Below are 24,160 nucleotides of genomic sequence, written 5' to 3' on the forward strand. Positions count from 1 at the left end.
GTGACCTCATAGGCGGTGACCTCATAGGCGCCCGTCACCGTGTCGGTGATGGTGATCGAAACGACCGCGCGTTCGCCCTGATAGATGGTCATCACCTTGCCGTCTTCGGACGGCGTCGCGGTGAAGCCTTCAGGCAGCGTCAGGCCACTGCCGATCCACAGCACCGAGCCGGCGCCATCGGCGCCGTAAGCATGCGCGAGTACGCCCGTCGCATTGACGGAGTCGGCATCATCGCCGTTGCCTGCCGGATTACCGCCGGTCAGCGCATCGTCATCGAGCTGCACCAGCGAATTCTCGCCGATCGTCGGAATATCGTCGTCGACCGTGACGGAGAAGCTGCCGGTCTGCGAATCGCCATCGGCGTCCGTTGCCGTATAATTGAAAGTCAGCGGAAGAGCATCGCTGTCGGAAGCATGGTCAAGCGGCCCCTTCAGCTCGAACGTCGCCGTGCCATGCTCGGAGGTCGGATCGAGGGTGACGGTGAACACCGCCGGACCTTCGACGCCCTTGTATGCCGTTATGGTCACCGTACCATTGGCCGAAACCGTCGCCTCGCCATAGACGATTCCAACGCCACCCGACGTCAGGTTCTGCGGCAGGCCGTCGCTATTGAAGGCAATCGAGCGACCGAAAGTGTCGCCTTCCGACTCGCCCTTGACATTGGCGTCCGCACCCCAGGAAATGCCAAGAGCTGCCGAACTGACGAGGCTCTCGTGCGATTCTCCCTCGTCATTGCCATTCGAAAGATCGTCCTCGTTCACCGAAGCGAGCTTCACTGGACCGCTGATCGACGGACCGTCGTCGGCGATATCGATCATGAACGAACCGGTGGATGCGTCACCGTCCTTGTCGGTAACCGTGAACGAGAAGTTCAACCGCAGAATATCGTCGGTGCTGACCTCGTTGCCGTCCGGATGATCGAGCGGCTGGGATTGCGTGAAGGTGAACTCACCAGTGACCGCATTCGTGACGTGGAACGTGAATACCGCGGTGGTAACATCGCCAACCGTGATCGTCCCGGTGACCGTCAGGCCGTCCGGAGATGTCGTGACGGTGACCGGATGCCCGCCCGAGAACAGCGCCTCCGAGGCGCCAGGGGTCGGGGTCGGTCCCTCGTTCAGATCGTTGGCGTTGTTGAAATTGACCGAAGTCACAATTCCAAAGTCGTCGCCGCCGTCGAACTGCAGCACGCCGGTGATGGTCTCGTTACCGGGGATGCCGTCAGCGAGCACCGATTCGGTCAGAGCAAATGGCGTCGACATATTGATAGCAATCGGCTGATCGTCTGCGCCCGTCTGGGCGTCAAGCCCTCCGCCACCACCAAAGTCCGTGTCGCCAAGCAGGGATGCCAGCTGAATGGGGCCGTTCTGGTTTCCCTGGATCGAGTCTTCGAACTGAGCGCCGGAGCTGTCGGGGCGGCCGCTTGCGCTATAGGATCCATCGGGGCCGGCCGCGACGTTGATGCCGCTGTCTTCCAGCGCTGCGAAAAGCACCTGCTGGGGAACCTCGACTTCGCCGATCAGCATCGTCGGGATCTTGGTGGCGCCGTTGAGGATGACAATCTCGGTGCCGTCCGCCTGGACCAGGATCAGGTTGGCGCCGTCGACGTGGACATCGTCAATCGCAACGTTTGCCGCCAGGTGAACGATGTTGTTGGCATCCGGGGTCACTTCCGCTGCCGGAGCTGCAGGAGCGACCGGCGCGTTCGGATCCGTCGGGACACGGCCCGTCGTCGGGGTGCGGCCATCGCCGGCCTGCGCCACCTGGATCTCGTGCTCGATCGGAGAAGGTGTCGAGGAGGATGCAATTTCCTCCTGGATATCCGACGAGAAATTCTCAGTCAGATTTTCTTCCGAGATGTTCGACAGGCGCGGATCTTCAACGGACATGACTCTAACCCCCAATAAAAACTGTGCCGCAATCAACTCCGCCCCCAAATATAAAGCAAGAGTTCCTTAACCTTCGGGATATAGCCGGTTATGTGCGGGGAAAGGAATTGTTGACGGAAGGTTAACTGGGGTCCCGGGAGACGTATTAAAGCCACACATCTTGCCCCTACCGGGTTAAAAACATGGTTTCCGAACGGTATCTTGGATGATTGCTACAGGCATACGCTCGACCTGATCGGGCTAGGGTCGTCTCAGGCAACCGATTCGCCGACGGACGAGGGTTGATTCGGCCCGCAACTTTGCCTGGCCGGTGGCGGATAGGCCCAATCAGATTGGGTGTTGGATAAGCCAGGCAAGCTATAACGCGATGATTTTACTGGCTGGCATGCGAGGTCTGCTTTGGCAGACCCGCGGACTCGCTGCCGGAAACGATGATTGCTCGGTCATTCAAGCAACGCTCCGTAAGAAGCCGAACAATCCGCCGATTATACTACATAAAATTTTAATAAAATTTATATCATCTCTCGCGGGCCCCTACCCCGCCGGGTCCGCATGGCGCGGTTTATGCCTTCGGGCCGAACCTCAAATTGCGGCATTCGGTAAGATGGTGGCCGCTGAGCGAGATATCGGCATCCTCCCGGTAGCCGGAGACAGCCGCACCAATTCCCGCATTCGCCAGGGCGCAGCCGGCTTTCGGAGGATTGAGGGTCCAGAAGGCAGAAAGGCCGGACGCGACATCCTCGGCGAAATACGGAAAGATCCTGCGGTTTCCGACCTGGGCATAATTCGAACGCCCGAACAGCCCCAGGCTCGCGGCGCCGACACCCTCCAGTTTCTGTTTGATCCGCAGCATGCCGTCCCTGACCGGCGGCTGAACCTCCAGGGCGCTCCGTCTTCCCTCTCCGTTATTGAGGTATCGCAGGACTGCCCAGAATTCCGAAGGCCCGTTCGTCATGAGGACGGCGTCCGTCGGAGACTGTGCCTCCCATGCGGCTATGATCTCGCGATATCCTCGCTTTTCGAATTTCAGGGTGTAGTTCAGGCCGCCGGCCAACATCAGCAGAACAACGGCCGAGACGATAAACCGCTGTGCGACGGCATGAGCTCTGAAAACCGCATCGGCATAAAGGGCGAGCGAGATTGCCAGAAACGGCAGGAAGAGCCCCAGCGTCCGGTAGATGAAGACCGGCTTGAAGAGCAGCGAGATGGCGAGCAGCACCGCAAGCGGCAACAGGACCAGGAGACCGCCGGGCCAACGGGCCCGGGGTTCGGAAAGCGGCAGAAGTGTCACCAGCGGCAGCATCAGGAAGCCCGCAACGGTTGGCCATGGAAACTCCAGGCCGAGAAGCGTCAGCGTCAGATGGATACCGATCGTCGGCATATCGAAACCGGCTATACCCTCCGTCTGCCGGATTGCCCCGATCACCAGCGGATAGAGCGCGGCCAGCGCCACCGCCACGTAGATCCCTATCAGGAATAGCAGATCCCGGCCGGGGGCGGCCCGTCTAAGCCGGATCGCCGCATGCAGGAAGAGGAAGAAGGTCACGAAGAACCCGAGCCCGTGGGTGAGGGTTACGGCAAGCCCGAGGCAGAGCGCCGCGATGAGCCGCCCTCTCGACGCATGGCGATCTCTCACCATCGTCTGCAGCACGTACCAGAGGGCGATCTCCAATATGGCGAGCATCGGGTACATGCGGACATTTTCCGCAAAGAAAAGCTGGAGCGGCATCACGGCGAAGATGGCGCCTGCCCAGAGCGCGACGCTGCGGTCGTAAATGCGCCTGCAAGCCTCGTAGATCGCCGCGATGGCTGCAATGCTCAGAAGCGTGGAGTTGAGGATGTACCAGCGGTCGCTGTCGCCGAACGCCGCCCATAAGTGCAGCTGGACATAATAGAGCGGCGGATGCGTGTCGAAGCGCAACGCCGCGAATAGGAGGTCGATCAGCGGGCTTTCGGCCAGCGCGACGGAAAACACCTCGTCTTCCCAGAGCGAGGCGTCGAGGGTCAGGTTGAGAATTCGGAGCGCTATGCCGGCGGCGATCAGCGCGAGGAGAAAGATCGGGATGTTGCCCCATCTCCGGGTATCGCCAGATACGTCCGATGGCTTTCCGCGCCGCGGTGAAGATTTCTCAAATTCGGCGGCAGCGTCCTTGCGCCTGATTGCCCTTTGATAGGCGGTTCGCACGGCGTCCATATTGGCGCTCATGTCGTGGCACGTCGACGGCGCACTCTCGGACCGATCGAAACGAGATTGTCCTGCGGAGCCTGCGCGGCGGGGTTCTGGCGCACGATATAGATCGGTCGCTGCTTGATCTCGGCATAAACGCGTCCGAGATACTGGCCGAGTATGCCGATACCGATCAGCTGGATACCGCCGAGGAACAGCATGCTGACCAGCAGCGACGCATAACCGGGGACTTCGACGCCAAAATACAGTGTCTTGAAGATGGTCAGCAGGCCGTAACCGAAGGACGCGAGCGAGATCGATGCCCCGACATAGGTCCAGATCTCCAGCGGCACGCTCGAAAAGGAGGTGATTCCCTCCAGCGCGAAATTCCAAAGCCGCCAGCCAGAGAATTTCGACTGCCCTGCGATGCGCGGCTCCCGGACATATTCGACAATCGTGGTCTTGAAGCCCACCCAAGCAAACAGGCCCTTCATGAAACGGCGTCGTTCCGGAAGCTGTCTGAGGGCTTCGATCACCTGGCGGTCTACCAGCCGGAAATCGCCGACATTGGACGGTATCTCCTGCGAGGCGATCAGATTGTGCAGCCGGTAGAACATCGAGGCGGTGTGGCGCTTGAGAAAGCCGTCGCTTGAACGGTCCGCCCGCTTGGCCAGCACCACGTCGAAACCTTCGCGCCATTTCGCAATCAGCAAGGGAATGACGTGGGGAGGATCCTGCAGGTCGACGTCGATCGGAATCGCGGCATCGCTTTGGCAGGCATCGAGCCCCGCCGTCATTGCCGCCTCCTTGCCGAAATTGCGCGACAGGTCGATGATCCGGATGCGCGCCTCACCGTGCTGGGCCTCCGTCAGACGATCGAGGGTGCGGTCCCGGCTGCCATCGTTGATGAAGATGAATTCGAACAGGATACCGTCGTCGCGCAAAGGATCCAGGGCGTCCTGGACCGCTTCCAGAAATGGCGCTATGGTCGCCTCCTCGTTGTGGACCGGGATGATCAGACTGATCGTCGATATTGGCCTGCTCTCGATTGGGCGCTTCGGCATCGCGGTCCTCGCGGGTTCGATGTGGCAATCCTAGGCCGACCTCTCCACCCTTGCCCACTTATGCTTTTGATGGAACCACCTGCATCTCCGATGCTGTCAGCCTTACGCCTTTTGGGCAGGATGATGGCGCGTCTGTCCGACGTGTATGGTCGTCTCGTGAAGATTTCGAGGGCCTTCTGTCCGCGAAATCATGCGCACTCCTGATTGGGGCGGGTCTGATGATTGAACTAGCTAGATCAGCGGCCGGAACTCAACGCCGATCAGGAACGGCGGTGCTTATCGGACAGATCTGGCGCTTTGCAACCGTTGGCGTCCTTGCGACGGCCGCCCATCTGATCATCTATTCGGCGCTGACCGAACTTCTCGTTGTCGAGCCCCTGGCGGCCAACGCCATCGCCTTTGTCTTGGCATTCGGAATTTCTTTCACCGGACAAGCAGGGTGGACCTTTCGGGACGATGCGGGTGGGCGTTGGCTCACATCCGCCCGCCTGACGCGTTTTCTGGCTGCGAGTGTCGCGGGGTTCGCCTTCAATACGTCGATCGTCTTCGTGATCGTCACGTGGCTGGATTATCCAGGCATCTATGCCCTGCCCTTCATGGCGACCCTCGTCCCGGCCGCGCTTTTTCTTCTCAACAAGTATTGGGTGTTCGGCAGCGCATCGGGCGTGGACAAGCTGGTTCCGACCGGACAACCGGAAACCGGCAAGCCGGTACATTTCGCAGCTTTGCAGGGAGACACCTCCAGATCAAAGGAGAAGGCCAATGCTCTTGACCGGATCTAGAGGACGCAAGCGCCTCGTCATAGCATCTCTCGGATGTCTATTGTCTGGCGCCGCACTGTCGCAAGAAACCAAGCCGGTCTCCGATGCACGAAATTCCGCACAGGTTTTCTTCACCGGCCATAGCCTGATCGACAATCCCCTGCCCGACTGGGTGGAGCTGATCGCCAAAAGCCAGGGCAAGACCATTGCCTGGGAGGAACAGATCGTCATCGGCTCGCCTCTGAGGGTCCGCACCCGGGGCGACGACGCCGAAAGCAGCGGCTGGGCCGGATATAAATACGGAAAGAACCGCAATGGCGACGAAATGAATGTCATTGAGGAGCTGCTGCACCCGACCCATGTCCGCACCGGACGACCCTACGACACGCTTGTCGTGGCGGAAGGCCATGGGTCGATTGGCTCGATCATATGGGAAAACGCGATCGGCTACCTGCGCCACTTTCACGACCGCCTTCTCGACGGCAATCCGAACGGCCGAACTCTCTATGTCCACACCTGGCTGGATGTCGACAAGGACAAGCCCGCGCTTTGGCTGGAACACGAGACGAACGCGTCGGTTGTCTGGCAATGCATAGCGGAGAAAGCGAGGCTGACGCTGCAGGCTGAAAAACGCCCGGCCAATCTCTCTGTCGTGCCGGCCGGCACGGCGCTGGTGGAACTGGTGAAAAGAACACTTGACGATAAGGTTGTCGGTCTGACGGGAAGCACCAGGCAGAAACTGGATCGGATTTTCCGCGACAATGTCCATTTGACCGATATCGGCATCTATTTTGTGGCCGCAGTCCACTACGCGTCGATCTATCATCAGTCGCCAGAGGGTGCCGCGGCACCGCCGACCATACCCCGGGATCTTGCAAAGGAACTGCAGAAGATTGCCTGGACCGTCACTCGCGATTTTCTGAAGCAGGAAAGCCTGGACCCGCCGAGCATGGAAGAATGCCGGCACGTCATCGTCGAAAAGGTCTGCCGAAGCTACTGGACGCTGGCCGGTGAGCCGAACGAAGTCGGTCGCTGCCAGAGCTATTTTGCCGAAATCCATCCGAAACCCGGAGACAACCCGTTTGTCTGGCCGGATCCCAATTGGAAGGCCCTGCCAAAGCCGTCGCCCTAACTCCTTGTCATCCCGATGATGGTATGCCCGGCGGGGCCCGACGATCCCGCATCCGACCGCCAGGACACACGAAGCCGATCTCACGGTCTCGGCACACCGAACCCCTATCGGCATTGCCCTGACTGCCAGATTGGATGGCGTACAGATTGAATTCGCAATTCGTTTCAGAACGCGCGCGCTACGCCGTTCCTTCTCTCTCGCCAATGCAATGGCGCATGCACGACCACCAACGTCAAAGAACGATCCCTGCCGGGAGTTCTTCAAGGTCAGGAGGCAGTACCGCGGCGACGCCCCTGCCAGCGTTGACGTGGTTTTTGGTAGTCTTCATGCAGCTGCGAACATTCGGATTTCGCAGCCGTGATATCTTGGGGATGGTCCGTCAGGTGAACGGCGGATCTAGTTAGCCGCTCCGTACGGGAAGAGGTCATTGAGCTTGTAGGCGACCTCTGTTCGATTGGTCGCTTTCAGCTTCTTCATGATATTGCGGATGTGGACCTTGACCGTGCTTTCCCGAAGATTAAGCTCGTAGGCAATGATCTTGTTGGCCTTGCCCCTGCGAAGCGCTTCGACCACCGCTTCCTGGCGCAGCGTGAACATCCCCGAGAGCGGCCGATGTTCAGCCGACGGCGTCGCAGCGCTGACCAGATGCCTCATGGAGAGGACGCTGCTTGCAGGAACGAAAATCCCGCCGGCAACTGCCAGGCCGATCGCTTCCACGCAGACGCCGATGCCGACGCAGGACGGAATGAAACCCCGAGCCCCATACTCGAGCATTTTCACGACCTGCGCGAGATCATCGGAGTCGGAGAGCACGATGATCGGCGGCGACTTGAACTCGGTCGTCAATTTCGAGATGTCGGCCGCGAGTGCTGAATCGTCGGCCTTTCGGCTGCCTATATTGAATAGGACGGCTTGAACGGGCGGATAGAGATCTTTCTCTAACTTCCATTCTTCGATGGAGCCGACAGCGCAGACATCCATCTCGAGGCCACGCCCGATGAGGGCTTTGGCAAGGCATTCGCGATCAAGCGCTCTCGCGTCGATGATCACCAGGCATCCATCGTGGTTTACCCCCTCACCGCCGCGATCATCTCGTTCGGCGAGCTTCGGGATGTCATTCATAATGCGAAAGGAATCTGCCACAGCAGGAGAACGGCTGTAGCCGCTTGGTGTGGAACTCATCTTACCCCCTTGCCTGAAGTCTAGGACTGATTGTCCCCTTCAGGAACCACAACTATAAGTACGCCAACAGACTGTCTTACCACCTCATCAACCTTTTATTAACGTCAATATACAACTGATACGTAATTTAGTCTATCAGCAAGTAAGCAAATAGATAAAAATATTTATCAAAGTGGCGAGCTAAGTTCCGATAGGGAATTGGATATCTGCTTATAGTTAACGCACACGTCAAAATATAGGCTTTAGACCGCCATGCAGGATCCAGTTATAAATTTCGAACATCTGAGCCGCCTTGGCATGCCAGCTGTATCTTTCTCGAACACGTCTTGAAGTTGCGTCGCTGAGTAGAGCGACAAGCCCGGGATTGCTTTCCAAGTATTCGAACGCCTTGGTGAAACCGGTAATCAACGTCTCGCGATCGTGGAAGTCTACCGCTATGCCGGATTGATCGTCGATGAGCTCCGGCGGGCCTCCGTAATTGGCAACGATCGGGACGAGGCCCATGGACATTGCCTCCAGAACGACTCCGCCGCCAAACTCCCGGACACTCGGCAATGCCAGCACCTGATATCCGGCCAGTGTTGAAGCCAGGTCCCTTTGCTCCACCCATCCCGCAAATTTGACGGAATCCCGAAGCCCCTTTCGACGCACGGTCTCCTCCAGTTCTTTTCGCTGGGGACCGTCACCGACAATGAGAACTTCGATGTTCAAACGCCCCCGATAGGCGGCCACGGCCTCGATGAGGATGTCTGCGCCCTTATAGGGTACCAGCCTGCCGATGAAGGCGACGGCCAACCTGTTGCCGGAGAGTTCACGCAACTGAAATGGAAAACGATCCGGATCGGCCGCGTTTTCCGGAATGAGAAAAGCTCTTTCCGCACAGTTCGTGGGAAGCTCGCTCAGCGTATGACCGGACCCCGCAATAAGTGCTGCCGCTTCCGATCGCGTCGTCCGGTAATACGGCATCAGAAAATGGAGCTTGCGAATTGCCGACAGCCACTCGCGCTCACGGCTTCGCACGTCCGAAAAACCTTTCGGCCAAGGCACGCCGCCGTTGAGGGGGCCTAGGACGAAAGGGATGCCATATTTTTTCAGCTTCCTGGCAATCGGGCTTTGGCTCGTGGGACTGAGCGGCGTGATCCTGTGAACCAGGTCGAATTCGCCGGCCATCAGCCGCTTGCCCAGCAGCTTCCATACCTCTCGCTCGAAACTATAGTAGGAGAACGAGGAAAAGGCCGTCACGACCGTCCAGCCCTTGTTCTCCCCGCCCCGCAGGCGCTCGCTGAGACGGTAAAAGGCACGCGCTACCCTTTCGTTGTCGATGGCGACGAAATCGCGCCCCTCGACCAACCCGGCGCGCAAAAGCGCATCCCGGTTCCGGACCTGCGTGACAAGCAGAGCGTCGGTCTTCTGCATGATCGCATGGGCGAGGTTCCAGCCGACCAGCGGCACGCTGGTCCATTCCGGATTCGCTGCCTCGGCAATCAACAAGGGCCGAAGCGTCTTGCCTGGTGACTTAGCAACATTGGAGTGAGACCCGTTTCCGGCACGGCTCTGCTCGGAAAGTTTATCGGCGAAAGCGCGGAAGACCTGCGGAAGGCTATCGGAATGCGGCCCGGCCACGCTCATTGACAAACCCCTTTGCAGTCAACGCCACCAACCCAGTGGAAAAATCTCACCAACGCCAGAACATTCCGGAAACTTATGTTGTCGTGCATGGAGTATTTCCAAATTGAATTGATGAAATTCTGCTGACGTGACGGTTGAATAACCGCTACTCGCCGGCCGTCACAAGTATGTATTGATGATGAATGTTATTTCGCCTTCCCCTCTTCATCAATCTATCGGAAGTGGGAGAACATTACTGCTTTAGGGGTAGGACGGAATCGTCCACCACCACCGCTCGACTGAGGACGGATCGCCTTCTGATTTGGATCGATCAGAATATGCTGCCGGCGTGCTCAAAAATCAGCGTCGCGAGGGTTCCGGCCAGAAAACCGACTGGCCAGGCCAGAAGCACGCCGACTTCATAGGACAAGCTGTGGAGGCCATGGCGCCGATTGAAATAGAATATCACGGCAAAAACAGGCAGCCCGTAAAGGGCGATCGCCCACAACGCACCGTAAAATCCAAACATATAATAGGCGACCGGAATTGAGACGAAAATCGAGATCGCCCGGACGAAATTCAGAATGGTCTGGTTTCTGGGTTCGTTGACGGCAAGGTATATCGCCGACAGCGGTCCGAAACGGGTGGTGAGAAGGCTGAAAGACAGTATCTGGATGATCGGCGCGGCCTCCAGATAACGATCGTCATAGAGAAACTCGATGATCGCTTTGCCGCCTGAGAAGATCGCCCCGGCGCTTCCTATGAACACGAGGTCGAAGGGAAGGCGAATTTTCAGAAACATGCCGCGCAGCTGTTCGGGCCGCTCCCGCGCCACCTTGCTGAGTGCCGGCATCGCGACGGTTGAGAAAAGCCGTCCGCCTGCGCCCTCAAGCATCGAAATGAGATTGAAGGCCAGGCTATAGAGGCCGAGCATCATGGGGCTCGTCCAGCCGGCAAGAAAGACGCGATCCCCGCTGGCCGCGACCACCGTCAGGATCGACGACAGCATGATCCACCGGCCGAAGCGAATGAGATCCCGAACCGCCTCCTTCTCCCAGGAAAAGCTGTTATTCACGCCGGGGAGCCACACATGGCTGAGTACAGTGGTGACGATGCAGGATACATAGGTCGAAACGACGAAAGCCCAGATCGACCCCGTTTTCCAGGCGAGCAGAACCGCAACGGTAAGGCTGATCACCTGTGCCGTGATCTCGATAACCGTCAGCCGTCCGAGATCCAGATGCCGGAAGGCGGAGATGAGTTTCGTCGATTGCAGGCCCATGATGACCATGCAGAACGACAGTGCCATGATGATCGCCGGAAGCTCGGGAACGGTATAGACCGACCCGGCGGGAAACAGACCGTAATGGGCTGCACGCCCGATGCCGATCGCCACCAGCACACAGGTAAACCAGATCAGGCATCCATGCAGGATCTGCAGCGTCCACGCGGTATCGAGATAGGATTGCTCGTCTCCCATCCGGCTCTGGATCGCTGCCGGCCTGAGGCCGAGGTCGGAGAGCATCGACACCGAGACATGAACCATCGTGGCAACCGCCATGATGCCGAACATTTCCGGGATCAGCAGGCGCGTCAGGATCAGGCTGCTGGCGATGCGCAGCACCTGCAGCAGGACATATCCCATCATCGACCAGCCGGCCGCCCGCATGATGATATTGCGAAAACGCGGCTGTGCCTCGACCGAAGGAGCGGGCGAGCCGAGCACACCCGCAGGACCGGAAGGTTCGCCATTCCAATCGGGAGAAACTGTTGCTTCGACCACCGCGGGCTCCTTACTTCACTACTCTATTGGCCTGGTTTTGCGTCTGGGAAAGATGTCGCGACGGCGGCCCGTCCAATGGCAAGGCCACGAGCGTGGGCGACGGCATCGAAACGGATTGCCGGGGAACGTTACGCAAGCTCGATCACCGGTTTCTGGGCAACGGTTTTGCTTTGAAACGGCTGCGCCGGTCCGGCGTCCTTTGACTTCCGTTTTTCCACCGCCTCGGCAACGATCGCGCGCATGCGCTCGGCGAGCACGCGAACATAAGGATCGAGCACCATGCTGTCGTGATCTCCCGGCACCTCAGAGACACTGAGTTGCACGACATGCTCGCTCCAGCCGTTGTCGGAAAGCAGGATATCGCGGTTCTCCTTGAGGCCGCGTCCGCCGCTGAGCCGGTAGAAGATGGCGGGCTTCGGTCGGAACAGCGTCACCGCTCCGGCATAGGGTTTCACCTGGTATTGATGAGCCGCCCGCCTGAACGCCACCTCGATCTTCTCGTTGTTGAAATGCTCCGTCGGGCCGGCCTGATGCTCCGCCTCTTGCTTGGCGCGGCCGTTCATCTTGTCGTGCAGACGGTCCTGGAGATACTTGGCGAGATAATTGGCTTTATGCCGGCAGATATCCTGCAGTTTCATGGTGATACGGTCGCGCAGATCCAGCCCCGGTTGCCGCGGCAGTGGCGTGTCCAGCATCAACATATGGGAAACCTCTTCTCCCGCCTCCTGAAGTTGTCGGGCCATTTCATAGGCGGTTATGCCGCCGCCCGAATAACCGGCGAGGAGATAGGGGCCGCTTGGCTGAACGGTGCGGAGCTCGGCGATGTAATCGACCGCCATTTCCTCGAAAGTCGCGTGCGGCTCGTGGTCGCCATAGAGACCGCGAGCCTGCAATCCGTAGACCGGCCTGTCCGCCCCCATGGTCATAGCCAGATGGCGAAGGTTCAGGACATTGCCGAACATGCCGGCGCAGATAAACAGCGGCACCGCCTTGGCGTCCTTGCCGGGGTTCATCAGCACCAGATGAACCGGCTTTGCCGTCATCGTCGGAACACTCGCCGTCATTTCGGATCCTGTGGTCTCGCCGCCACCCGGCAGTTCGGCAGCGATGCGCTCGGCACACTGGGCAATAGTCGGCGCCTCGAACAGCGTCGAGATCGGCAGGTCGAGCGTGTATTGCTTCTTGATCATCCGAAACAAGCGAACTGCAATCAGCGAATGCCCGCCCATGTCGAAAAAACTGTCATTGATGCCGACCTTGGCGATGCCGAGAAGCTCCCGCCAATAACCGGCCAGCGTTTCCTCGATCGGGTTGCGGGGCTCGACGAATTCGCTTTCGAGGTCCGGCCTCTCGAAATTGTCGCCAGACGGCGTCGCGGTTTCGGCAGAGGCGGCGATCCATTCGCGCAAGGTGTCGAGATCGATCGAACTGATGATTGGTTGAGGTTCGGATGTACCGAGTGCGCGTTGCAGCGCCGAAAAGCCTTCCAACGGAAGGATGCCGTTGCGCACCTGGGTGCCGAGCTTCAGCATCGCCGGAGACAGGGGGGCATGTTTCGGTTTCGCAGCAGCCGGTGCATCCGCCTGGGGTGCGAGACCGAGCGCAAGATCATTCTCCAGCCTGCGCATGACGAACTTCTCGGCTTCGAAGACAACATTGCCGCCGGGGTCAGTAATCGTCACGTCGAAGGCCGCATAACCCTCGCCGAAATCGCTGCTGTCGGCGAGCCTGACGATGCTGATGATTTCGGCCGGCAGGGGCATGTGAAGGACCACCCGGCCATAAGTTGCCGGCGCCCAAAGCGACGTCTCGGCGTCGTAGTCTTTGGCAAGTTCCATGGCAAAGCCGGTCGCAATGTCGAGCAGGCCCGGGTGCAGCAGAACGCCTTTCGAAAGATCATCCGCATATGAGGGGTCCAGTTTCAGCTCCGCAATCGCCTTGCCGCCACCGATTGCCATGGAGCGCAGCACCGACCAGCGGGGGCCGAAGCGAATATGCTTCTCCTGGACAGCACGAAGCGCGCTGCCGCCTCCGGCAACCCGTGTCTCGTCAAACGAAGAGGCTATAGTGGCGATGTCGACGGTTTCGCGTCTCTGTTGCGGCTGCGGTTTGAGGACGGCTTCGGCGTGCTTGACGAACAGCGCATCTTCGCCATCCGCCGGGCCTGCCAGAACCACAATGCGAAAATGCTCCGCCACCGGTTCCAGCCGGACGCGAACCGCTTTCATCTCTCCGTCGCTAAAGACAAGCGGTCTCAGAAATACGAGGTCCGCCACTTCCGCTGCAAACGGAAGTCCGTGTTCCCGAGACGCCTGTGTAATCAATTCCAGATAGCCCGTACCCGGCATGACCGCCTGGCCGGAGAGAAGCCGATGCTCGTCGAGCATCCATTCCGTCTCGGGGCTGACCAGCGCCTCGAGCCAGGGCAATCCCGTCTCGTCCTCTTTCCAGTGATGGAAGAACGGACCCGCTGCCGGGCCGGCAACCGGCCTGATCCATCCCCCGCTTTCCGACGCGCCAAGCGCTCGTGCCGCAAGACCGACTTCGTTCCAGACGCCCCAGTGCAACGCGACGGTCGCCCGGTCGGTGCGATGGAAACGGCTCTGCGCGAAGGCATTGAGATAGGCGTTTGCGGCAACGTAATCGACCTGTCCCGCCCGCACCACGTCGGTGCTGGTGGAGGAGAACATCAGGAAGAAATCGAGCGCGACGTTTTCGAATGCCGCATCCAGGACGGTCGTACCGAGAACTTTCGGCGTCAGCACCGTGTCGATGCTGTCACGGGTTTTGGTCTGGATCAGGCCGTCATCGACCGCGCCGGCAGCATGGAAGACACCGTTGATTTCCCCGAAACGGGAAAGCGACGTCTCGACCGCCCGGCTCATCCGCTCCGGATTACTGACATCGCCGACGAGATAAAGGACCTCGGCTCCCTTGTCTTCGAGCCCCCGGATCGCCGAAATCGCGCGCCGCACTCCGTCGTGGCCGTGGGTGCGATCGTAGAATTCCCAATTTTCGCGCGGCGGAAGAACCAGGCGGCCGACAAGCACGATCCGCGCCCGGAACTGGCTCGCGAGCTCGTCCGCAAGTGCCAGGGCGACGTCGCTCAAACCACCGGAGAAGAAATAGACGCCGCCTTCACGCAGTTTTGCCCGCTCGGATGACACTTCTTTTAATGGCAGCCGCTGATGGATCTGCGACAAGCGCCGACCCTTGCGCAGCGCCACCAGTTCCGACCCCGGCTTCGCGTGCAGATCTTCCCAGAGCTGCTCGGTCAATGGCGCCAGGTCCACGGCATCCTTTTTCTCTGCCGAACGAGCAAAAGCGAAACGCTTGCTGTTCCGCTCAGCCTTGGACGGCAGATCGATATCGATCACCTTGACCGTCGCACCGCTCATTTCTTTCGGTAGCACTAGGCCGGGACCGAGAACGGTCGCCTTTTCGGGATAGGGCAAGGGCTCGCCCGTAACCTGCTGCATACCGTTGGTGATAACGGTGAAATGTATGTCCGGAACGCTGGCGGCATCCCCCAGAGCCTGGGCGAGATGCAGCATGCTGTCGAAGCCGCATTCCTGATTCCGATGGAAGAAGTTCGAGCCCGGCCGGAAGGTTTCCGCCTGGGTCAGAAGCCACATATGCACGATCCGCGACGGCAGTCCGCCATCGCCGACAAGTCCCGCAACAAGGGCGTCGTATCCCGCACGCCCCAGTTCCGGGCAGAGCATATAATCCTCGGCGCTACGGCGAATGAAAGCATCGCCCAGCGACACCGTCACGACGCGGTGTCCTGCCGTCCTCAGCGCAGCAACCAGCCGCGCGCCGACGCCGGTATCATCGAGGAAGAACAGCCAGGATTGCGCCTCTTTCTCGGCACCGAGTTCGTGATCCGCAAGCGTCTGCTTCCAGGAGGGACGATAACCCCAGCGTGCGATATCCGGTTCCTTCGAAAGGACAGGCTCGGCGCTTTTGCCTCTCTCATTCGCTCCGGCACGGTCTATAAAGAAGCGCTTGTGCTGGAACGGATAGGCGGGCAGGCGAACCCGGCGCGGCGAACGGCCCTGCCACAGGCGGTCGATATCGACTTCAAGGCCGGTCGCCCAGGCCCGTCCCACGGCCGAGAGGAAATAAAGCCGATCATCGCCGGCCTCATCCGGATGCGGCAGGCTGTTGATCACCTGGTTTGCGGGGATCGACCCTTGCGCCTTCGTCAGTGACGACAGAACCCGCCCGGGGCCGACCTCGATATAGATCCGTCCGGGTTCGGCCGAAAGCGCGGCCATGCCGTGCGCGAAATGGACGGTCGAACGAAGGTGGCCAACCCAGTACATCGGATCCGTCGCCTCTTCGGCGCTGAGCGGCAGGCCTGTACGATTCGACAGGATCGGAATTGCCGGCGCGCGAAGGGTTATACCGCGCAGAAAAGTCTCGAAGGCTTTGAGAATGGGCGTGACCAGCCGCGAATGCGCGGCGATGTTGATCGGCACGCGCGTCGCGTCGATGCACTGCCCCGCCAGGAATTCCCGGAATGTGTCGAGATCCTCGTTGAGGCCGGACACGACGCAAAGCGACGGCGCATTGACCGAAGCAATGTCGAGCGATGACGGCAACAGTTCGGAAAGCCGGTCGTGATCGAGCGGCACGCTCATCATGCCGCTCGGCTGGATCGTCTCGAACAGTTTTCCGCGCAGGTGCACGAGATTGACGGCGTCCTTGAAGGACATCACGCCGGCAACGCAGGCCGCGGCGTTCTCGCCCATGGAATGACCGATCAGCGCATTTGGCTTCACACCCCAATCCATCCAGAGGCGGGCCAAACCGATTTCGGTGATCAGAATGGCCGGAAGCTGGAGCGACGGGCGGAGAAAGGCTTTTGCAGTCGCTGCGGAGCTTTCCCCGAGCCAGGTGGCGCGGATTTCCTTTGCCGCATCGCTCGGCAGATGGGAAAGCCCCTCCTCGACGATCAGCCGGAATGTCTGATCCTCCTCGTAGAGCCGCTTGGCCATGCCGACATATTGCGCGCCGCCGCCCGGAAACAGGAAAATGGCACCGGCGTTGTTCGGCACCGGCTGATGAACGAAACCGCGGCCGCCGGGGTTCGCGAGGACCGCGACGGCGTCCTCACGGCCACGGACGGCGACCACCATGCGATGGTCGAAATGTTTGCGGCCGTGCTGCAGAGTAAAGCTGGCATCGTCAAGCGAAAGGCCGGGCTGGTTTGACATCGCCAAACCGAGCCGCTCGGCCGCCTGGTCGATCGTCTTGCGCTGGCGGGCCGAAAGGAACAGCAGCATCGGATCGGAATCGGCACCGGCCTGCGCGTCACCTTTGACCACATCCGGCACATAGCGGGTCGGCGCCTGCTCGATGATGGCATGTGCATTGGTGCCGCCGACGCCGAGCGAGTTGACGGCCGCCCGGCGAGGACCCGGCGCACGCGGCCACTTCACCAGCTTGTTGTTGACCCGGAACGGGCTCTTTTCGAAATCGATCGAGGGATTGGGGCGCTCGAAGCCGAGCGTCGGCGGAATCTCACCCTCGTTGAGGGCAAGCGTCGCCTTGATGAGGCCGACGACGCCCGCTGCGGTATCGAGATGGCCGATATTCGATTTGACCGACCCGACATGGCAGAAGCCGGTCCGGTCGGTGCTCTGCCTGAAGGCCGCCGTCAGCGCCTCGATCTCGATCGGATCGCCGAGGAACGTACCCGTGCCATGGCACTCGATGTATTGAATAGTGTCGGCATCGACGCCTGCAAGCCCTTGAGCCTCCAGAACCGCCTCAGCCTGCCCGCTGACGCTCGGTGCCAGATAGCCCGCCTTGCTGCCGCCGTCGTTATTGACGGCCGTGCCCTTGATCACGGCATGGATCACATCGCCGTCGCGGAGCGCATCCGAAAGCCGGCGCAGCACGACTACCCCGACACCGCTGCCGAAAACAGTCCCGGCAGCGCGATGATCGAAGGGCCGGCAATGCCCGTCGGGCGACAGGATCTCACCTTCCTGGAACGTGTATCCGCGCCGATGCGGGAACTCGATCGTCACCCCGCCGGCAAGCGCCATGTCGCACTCGCCTGAAATCAGGCTCTGGCAGGCATAGTGCACCGCGACCAGCGACGTCGAGCAGGCGGTCTGGACGTTGACGCTCGGACCGCGCAGGTCGAACGTGAAGGAGGCGCGAGTCGCCAGGAAATCCTTGTCGTTGCCGGTATGGCGCAACAGAAACATGCCCACCTGATCGATCAGGTTGCGATTGCTGCAGACGTTGAAATAGAAGTAGCTGCCCATGCCGCAGCCGGCGAAGATACCGACCGGGCCGGGCTGATTGTTCGGCGTCCGGCCGGCATCCTCCATGGCTTCCCAGGCACATTCCAGGAAATGGCGGTGCTGGGGGTCCATGATCGCCGCCTCCTTCGGGTTCAGACCGAAGAATTCCGCGTCGAACATTTCCATATCGGGAAGATCGGCGCCGCGTGGAACGTAGTTGGGATGATGGAGCCGCTCGGGATCTTCGCCTTCGGCGATCAGGTCCTCCGGCGAAAACGTGCGGACGGACTCGACGCCGTCTCGCAGGTTCTGCCAGAATTCCGAAACATTGCGCGCACCCGGCACTCTCAAAGCCATGCCGACGATCGCAATATCGCCGGCACTGACCTGGTTAGACCCCTCAAGCATCGATACCGTCCCAACCCGCGGAGGTCGGCCCGATGACATCACCCCAATGAGCCATTGGCCTCGTTCCGCTTCCATTGAAAAACCGCGAGCGCAAACCCGCATTCTCAATGTGCTTCCAGCTAAGAAGCAATCGCAATTACTCCTTTGGAAACCATCATCATCCGTATGGGGGAGAGGCAGGTAAGGCCCGCGATTCAGGCTTAGCCGCGATCATCCGCATGGGTGGTGAGGCGCATGTTGAGTTTTATACCGCCCCCCGTTTCTATCGAAGTGCCTGGAACAGCAACGAGTGGGGACAAGCTTTATGGGCGAATTGAAGTGTGTTTTGATCGGTGGCGGACTATTGCTGGTTCAATGCGCTGAAATTCTGCGGGGGCGCGGACACAAGATCCAGGCCATAGCGACCTCCAATGGATCGGTTCGAAACTGGGCGATGGCCCAGGACATTCCGGTCATAACACCCGAAGGCGATTACGCCGCCCAGCTGACGCAATATGACTACGACTGGCTGTTCAGCATCGCCAACCTGAAAATGGTCCCGGATGCGATCTGGCAGCACGCGCGCATCGGCGCCACCAATTTTCATGACGGCTTGCTGCCGGACATGGCCGGTCTCAACACACCCGCCTGGGCAATCCTCGAAGGTCACGAGCGGCACGGCATCACCTGGCACGCAATCACCGAAGGTATCGACGAAGGCGATATCTATGCGCAGCAGCATTTCGAGATCAGCGCGGACGAGACGGCGCTGACGCTGAACACCAAATGCTTTGAAGCAGGGATTGCGACTTTCTCCGAGGTGCTCGGCGACATCGAGCGCCGTACCCTGATCCCCCACCGCCAGGATTTTAAGAGCCGCACCTATTACGAGCAGCTCAAGCGTCCTCCGGCCGCCGGCACCCTCGATTTTACCGCTTCGGCAAGTGAGCTTTCGCGCCTGGTGCGCGGCCTGGATTTCGGCGCGACCTATCTCAACCCGCTGGCAACGCCAAAGGTCCAGTTTGGCAACGACGTCTTCACCGTCAGAAATCTTCGCGTCCTCGACGGCGAACTGAACGGCGAACCCGGCCTGGTCCTCTCGGTCGGCGCCCATGGCGTGACGGTCGGCACCGCGGACATGCCGGTCCTGCTCGAAGCCATCCGCAAGGACGGCGCCAGGCAGGTGGTCCTTTCCTCGGTGCTGCGCCCCGGCGACCGGCTGCCGCTTATGAACGACCGCGAGAAGGACACGTTATCGCAAGCGGTTTCCACTCTTGCGCGACATGAAGGCTTCTTCCGCCGCATGCTCGAAACCAGCACCGATATCACGCTACCCTATGTAAAAGCGCCAGAAGTCGGCCAGGTACCGGATATTCGCACCATCCCCCTGCCCTTTACCGGACAGCTTTCACGGCAGGAACGGGTTGCGCTGACGGCAGCCTTCCTGAACCGTCTTTCCGGTCAGCCGACGTTCGACCTCGCTTATACGAACGACAGGCTGATAGACCTTGGTGCCCGCCACCCCGGCTATTTCGCCAAGTCCATTCCGCTGCGGATCGACGCCTCGGGGCAGGTCTCGGTCGAGGACCTGCTCGGGCATGTCGACCGGTTGCTCAACGTGCTGGACGAACGCCAGGGTTATTGCCGCGATCTTGTCGACCGTTATCCCGGCCTGACCGCGGCTGAGCTGACGGTCGGTATCGCGGACATCTCCAATCCGGCGCTCACCGATGAAATCGACGGCTGCGCCCTGACCTTCCGGCTTGGCGAGACGAGGGCCGACCTTGTCTACGATCGGGCACGCGTCGATGAACGTCAGGCACAGGATCTGGCGACGGCATTTGCGATCCTGGCCTCGGCGTTCGAGGACCGCGCCACGCTGCTGCAGGACTTGCCCCTGATGTCGAACGCCGACAGGAACATGGTCCTCTTCGACTGGAACCGGACTGAGCGGGAATACGATACCGCCGCCTGCGTCCACCAGCTTATCGAGCGGCAGGTCGACCGGACGCCGGATGCCGAAGCTCTGGCATTCCACGGCCGTTCCCTTTCTTATCGCGAGATGGACGAGCGGGCGAACCGCATCGCGCAAGCGCTGGTCACTCAGGGCGTCGGCCCGGACGTCACCGTCGGCCTATACCTGCCGCGTTCGCTCGACCTGGTGGTCGGAGCGCTTGCGATCATGAAGGCGGGTGGGGCCTACATTCCGCTCGACCCGCATTTTCCGGCCGACCGCCTCGCATTCATGATCAAGGACAGCGGCGCCAAACTGGTTCTGACCGAGCGGCGGCTGGCAAAATCCGAGACGCTTGATGGCACCGATTTTCTGTGTGTCGAAGATGTCCTGAGAAACCACGCCACGGCCGATCGCCCGGCAACCAACGTGACTTCCAGCAATCTCGCCTATGTCATCTACACGTCGGGTTCCACCGGCCTGCCGAAGGGCGTGATGCTCGAGCATCGCAACGTGGTCAACTTCTTCGCCGGCATGGACGAGCGGGTGCCACGCGCCGCCGATCGTCGCAATGTCTGGCTGGCCGTCACCAGCCTCTCTTTCGATATTTCCGTTCTGGAACTCTTCTGGACCCTTGCCCGCGGCTTCAAGGTCGTCATCCATTCCTCGGAAGTCATCGAAGCCAAGGCAAAGGGCGCGTCTTCCGCCGGGAGAGGCACCCATCTGGATTTCGGCCTCTTCTACTGGGGCAATGACGGCGGAGCTGGTCCGGACAAATACCGCCTGCTGATCGAAGGCGCGAAATTTGCCGATGCAAATGGGTTCGATTCCGTCTGGACGCCGGAGCGCCATTTCCACGCCTTCGGTGGCCCCTATCCGAACCCGGCCGTTACCGGCGCGGCGGTCGCGGCGGTCACCAAAAACCTTTCAATCCGCGCCGGCAGCTGCGTTCTGCCGCTCCATCATCCGGCGCGCGTCGCCGAGGAATGGGCAGTCATCGACAATCTCAGCAATGGGCGCGTCGCACTTGCCTTCGCCTCCGGCTGGATGCCGGAGGACTTCGTGCTGCGGCCCGAAAACGCGCCGCCGAAGAACAAGGCGAGCCTGACCCGCGACATCGAGGTCGTCCGCAAATTGTGGCGTGGCGACAGCGTCGATTTCGATTTCGGCGCCGGCACGGTCGCAGTCGTGACCCAGCCGCGGCCGGTCCAGAAGGAACTTCCTGTCTGGCTAACCACCGCCGGCAATCCGGAAAGCTATCGGGAAGCCGCTCGGCTCGGCGCCAACGTGCTCACCCACTTGCTCGGCCAGTCGGTCGACGAGCTTGCGGAAAAAATCCGAATCTATCGGCAGACGCTCACTGAGACAGGTCGCGACCCCGCCGATTACAAAGTCACGCTAATGCTGCACACCCTGATCGGCGAAGATCGTAACGACGTGCGGGATCTGGCGCGCGGCCCGATGAAGGAATACCTGCGCAGCGCAGCCGCTCTCATCAAGCAATATGCCTGGGCGTTTCCGGCCTTCAAGAAGCCACAGGGCATCGCCCAGCCGATGGATATCGACCTCCAGTCGCTCGCGCCCGAGGAGATGGATGCCATCCTGGAATTCGCCTTCCTGCGTTATTTCGAAGACAGCGGCCTGTTCGGCACGGTCGAGGATGCGCTGGAAAGGCTGGATCAGGTCAAGGCGGCCGGCGTCGACGACATTGCATGCCTCATCGATTTCGGCCTGGCCGACGATATCGTCATGGAAAGGCTGCCGCTGTTAGCCGAAGTGGTCAAGACGAGCAAGAATCCCGTCAGCGAAGAGACCGGAGACGGTTTTGCAGAAGAGATCCGCAAGCATCGGGTTACCCATCTGCAATGCACGCCCTCGATGGCCCGCATGTTCATGATGATCGACGAGGACCGCGCTGCCTTAAGCGATGTCCGCCATCTCTTCCTCGGCGGGGAGGCGCTGCAGGGCTCGCTTCTCGCAGCCTTGCGAACCGTCACCGACGCGACGATTGAAAACATGTACGGCCCGACCGAGACGACGATCTGGTCTTCGACATTCACGGCCGGACCATCGACAGGCGTCGTGCCGATCGGCCATCCGATCGCCAATACCCAGCTCTATGTGCTCGACAACGCCTACAATCCGGTGCCGCCCGGCGATGTCGGCGAGCTTTATATCGGCGGCGACGGCGTCGCCCGCGGATATCACAACCGCGAACAACTGACGCAAGAACGCTTCCTGCCGAACCCGTTCATGGAGGGCCGGATTTATCGGACCGGCGACCTTGCTCGCTTCGACCGGAACGGCGTCCTGCATTTCCTCGGCCGTACCGATCACCAGGTGAAGATCCGAGGCCACCGCATCGAGCTTGGCGAGATCGAAGCGCGGATCGGCACATTCGCCGGCATCCGCGAGGCGGTCGTGGTCGCTCGCAAGGACAACCCCGGCGACGTGCGCCTGGTGGCTTATATTCGGACGGACGGCACGGCAGTTTCCGAACAGGAACTTCGTGCCTATATCGCCGAAGCCCTGCCCGATGCGATGATACCATCGCATTTCGTGACGATGGAGGCCTTCCCGCTGACGCCGAACGCCAAGGTGGATCGCAACAAGCTGCCGGCTCCGACGGAAAAGGTCCAGTCCACGCCCGCGACGTTCATAGAACCGTCCAACAGTCTGCAACGCGACATCAGCGAGGTCTTCAGCCGCGCACTTGGGCTCGAAAAGGTCGGCATCTTCGACAACTTCTTTGCACTCGGAGGACATTCGCTGCTCGCTGTGCAGGTCCATCGCGAAATGAAGGCAAAGCTGGCACCGGATCTGACGATCACCGACCTCTTCCGTTTCCCGACGGTTGCCCTTCTGGCCGACCATATCGCCGGCAAGGGTAAGGCCGATATCCAGCTGAGCAGGGTGGCCGAGCGAGCCGCATTGCGCCGCAATGCGATGGAACGGCGCCCGACGCTGGTTCGCGTGGAAACAAAGGTCTAGCTATGCTGCTGGAAGGAATATTCGACTCTTCCGTGTCGGTCGCCGAATCCGACCTGTACGGCGACGTTTCGAAACTCTATCCCGAAGAGAGAACGGCGATCGCCACGGCGGTGAAGAGCCGGCAGCAGGAGTTCACCGCCGGCCGCACCTGCGCCCGGCGGGCCATGGGCCATCTGGGCCTGCCGGATGTGGCCATCCCCGTGGGGGCGGACCGGGCGCCGATCTGGCCGGCCGGCATTGCCGGAAGCATCAGCCACTCCACCACGCGATGCGTAGCGGCTATCGGCCGCCATTCGGACGGCATCAAGGCTCTCGGACTCGATCTGGAGGAAGCGACGCCGCTTGACGACACCTATGCGCAGGAGATCTGTACGCCCCGCGAGCGGCAATGGCTCAATCGCCAGCAATGGGGCACTCGCGGCCGATTGGTGAAGGCGATCTTCAGCGCCAAGGAATGCACTTACAAATGCCAATACGGCCTGACGCGCACGATGTTCGGCTTTGAGGCGATCCGTATCGAATTGAACCTCGCCGACGGGCATTTCGCCGCTTATTTCGAGATCGATGTCCCGCCCTTCAGGACTGGTGACCGGCTTGTGGGCCGGATCAGGCTGCGCGACGGATATGTCGTCGCCGGCATGATCATCCGCTGAAGCATTCAGCCGCAGCCAGTTCGGACCTGGTCCAGGCCGCCAACCGTCGAGAACGACGCACTTCCAGCCCGTTTCAGCATGAGGCCGCCGGCCGGAAGCCAGTGGCGGCATTTTGCCGTAGCCGGCTGCATTCACTCGATCAATAACCATTTTGGCACGAAGAACAGGCTTCAATTGACCCACCTGCCATCAAATGGGCGTAGATAGGTTCGACCTGATCCTACCTGCCCCAAAATAGGATGAGCCCGCGCTCACTCGAACTGTGTAGCGTGGTCAGCTTAGAACGCTCGGCCCTCCCGTTATGATTGACTCCTTGAGACGCTATC

General features: G+C 60.4%; 11 protein-coding genes. 4 read left to right on the forward strand and 7 right to left on the reverse strand.

Translation table 11 applies throughout. The features are described from left to right. From AC1DLT_RS25880 to AC1DLT_RS25890, 3 genes are all read right to left on the reverse strand, one after another. Positions 1-1,889: T1SS-143 repeat domain-containing protein (locus AC1DLT_RS25880; protein ID WP_477488660.1), on the reverse strand; the 1,889-nt coding region annotated here is incomplete at its 3' end. Positions 1,890-2,451: 562 nt separating this feature from the next. Beyond that, the gene (locus AC1DLT_RS25885; protein ID WP_477488661.1) at positions 2,452-4,095 is read right to left on the reverse strand and encodes a glycosyltransferase family 39 protein; all 1,644 of its coding nucleotides are present in this window, start codon (positions 4,093-4,095) and stop codon (positions 2,452-2,454) included. Beyond that, the gene (locus tag AC1DLT_RS25890; protein WP_477488662.1) at positions 4,092-5,120 is read right to left on the reverse strand and encodes a glycosyltransferase family 2 protein; all 1,029 of its coding nucleotides are present in this window, start codon (positions 5,118-5,120) and stop codon (positions 4,092-4,094) included. Before AC1DLT_RS25890 ends, AC1DLT_RS25885 begins: the two co-directional genes overlap by 4 nt. Positions 5,121-5,170: 50 nt before the next feature. Between AC1DLT_RS25890 and AC1DLT_RS25895 the strand changes: the two genes are divergently transcribed. Further along, positions 5,171-5,902, forward strand: coding sequence for a GtrA family protein (locus AC1DLT_RS25895; RefSeq protein ID WP_477488663.1), 732 nt, complete (start codon positions 5,171-5,173; stop codon positions 5,900-5,902). Between the two features lie 40 nt (positions 5,903-5,942). After that, positions 5,943-7,013: a hypothetical protein gene (locus AC1DLT_RS25900; protein ID WP_477488664.1), complete on the forward strand. Its 1,071-nt coding sequence runs from the start codon at positions 5,943-5,945 to the stop codon at positions 7,011-7,013. A gap of 396 nt (positions 7,014-7,409) precedes the next feature. On the opposite strand, the gene AC1DLT_RS25905 is transcribed toward AC1DLT_RS25900, so the two are convergent. From AC1DLT_RS25905 to AC1DLT_RS25920, 4 genes are all read right to left on the reverse strand, one after another. Then, positions 7,410-8,195, reverse strand: a complete 786-nt coding sequence (locus AC1DLT_RS25905; protein WP_038545991.1) for a response regulator transcription factor — start codon at positions 8,193-8,195, stop codon at positions 7,410-7,412. A gap of 228 nt (positions 8,196-8,423) precedes the next feature. Continuing rightward, positions 8,424-9,824 (reverse strand): glycosyltransferase family 4 protein, encoded by a 1,401-nt coding sequence (locus AC1DLT_RS25910; protein ID WP_477488665.1) that lies wholly within the window; start codon positions 9,822-9,824, stop codon positions 8,424-8,426. 310 nt (positions 9,825-10,134) lie between these two features. Beyond that, positions 10,135-11,586: an oligosaccharide flippase family protein gene (locus AC1DLT_RS25915; protein ID WP_477483463.1), complete on the reverse strand. Its 1,452-nt coding sequence runs from the start codon at positions 11,584-11,586 to the stop codon at positions 10,135-10,137. A gap of 128 nt (positions 11,587-11,714) precedes the next feature. After that, positions 11,715-18,257 carry a type I polyketide synthase gene (locus tag AC1DLT_RS25920; RefSeq protein WP_477488666.1) on the reverse strand — a complete coding sequence of 2,181 codons (6,543 nt, stop codon included), beginning with the start codon at positions 18,255-18,257 and terminating at the stop codon, positions 11,715-11,717. 433 nt (positions 18,258-18,690) lie between these two features. Here AC1DLT_RS25920 and AC1DLT_RS25925 point away from each other — a divergent pair, with 433 nt between their 5' ends. Next, on the forward strand, positions 18,691-23,181 hold the full coding sequence (locus AC1DLT_RS25925; protein WP_477488667.1) for a MupA/Atu3671 family FMN-dependent luciferase-like monooxygenase: 4,491 nt from the start codon (positions 18,691-18,693) through the stop codon (positions 23,179-23,181). A 2-nt stretch (positions 23,182-23,183) separates the two neighbouring features. Continuing rightward, entirely contained in the window at positions 23,184-23,834 is a 651-nt protein-coding gene (locus tag AC1DLT_RS25930; protein WP_477488668.1) for a 4'-phosphopantetheinyl transferase family protein, read from the forward strand. The last annotated feature ends 326 nt before the right edge of the window (positions 23,835-24,160 follow it).

Source organism: Neorhizobium sp. 05N33, assembly GCF_056397445.1.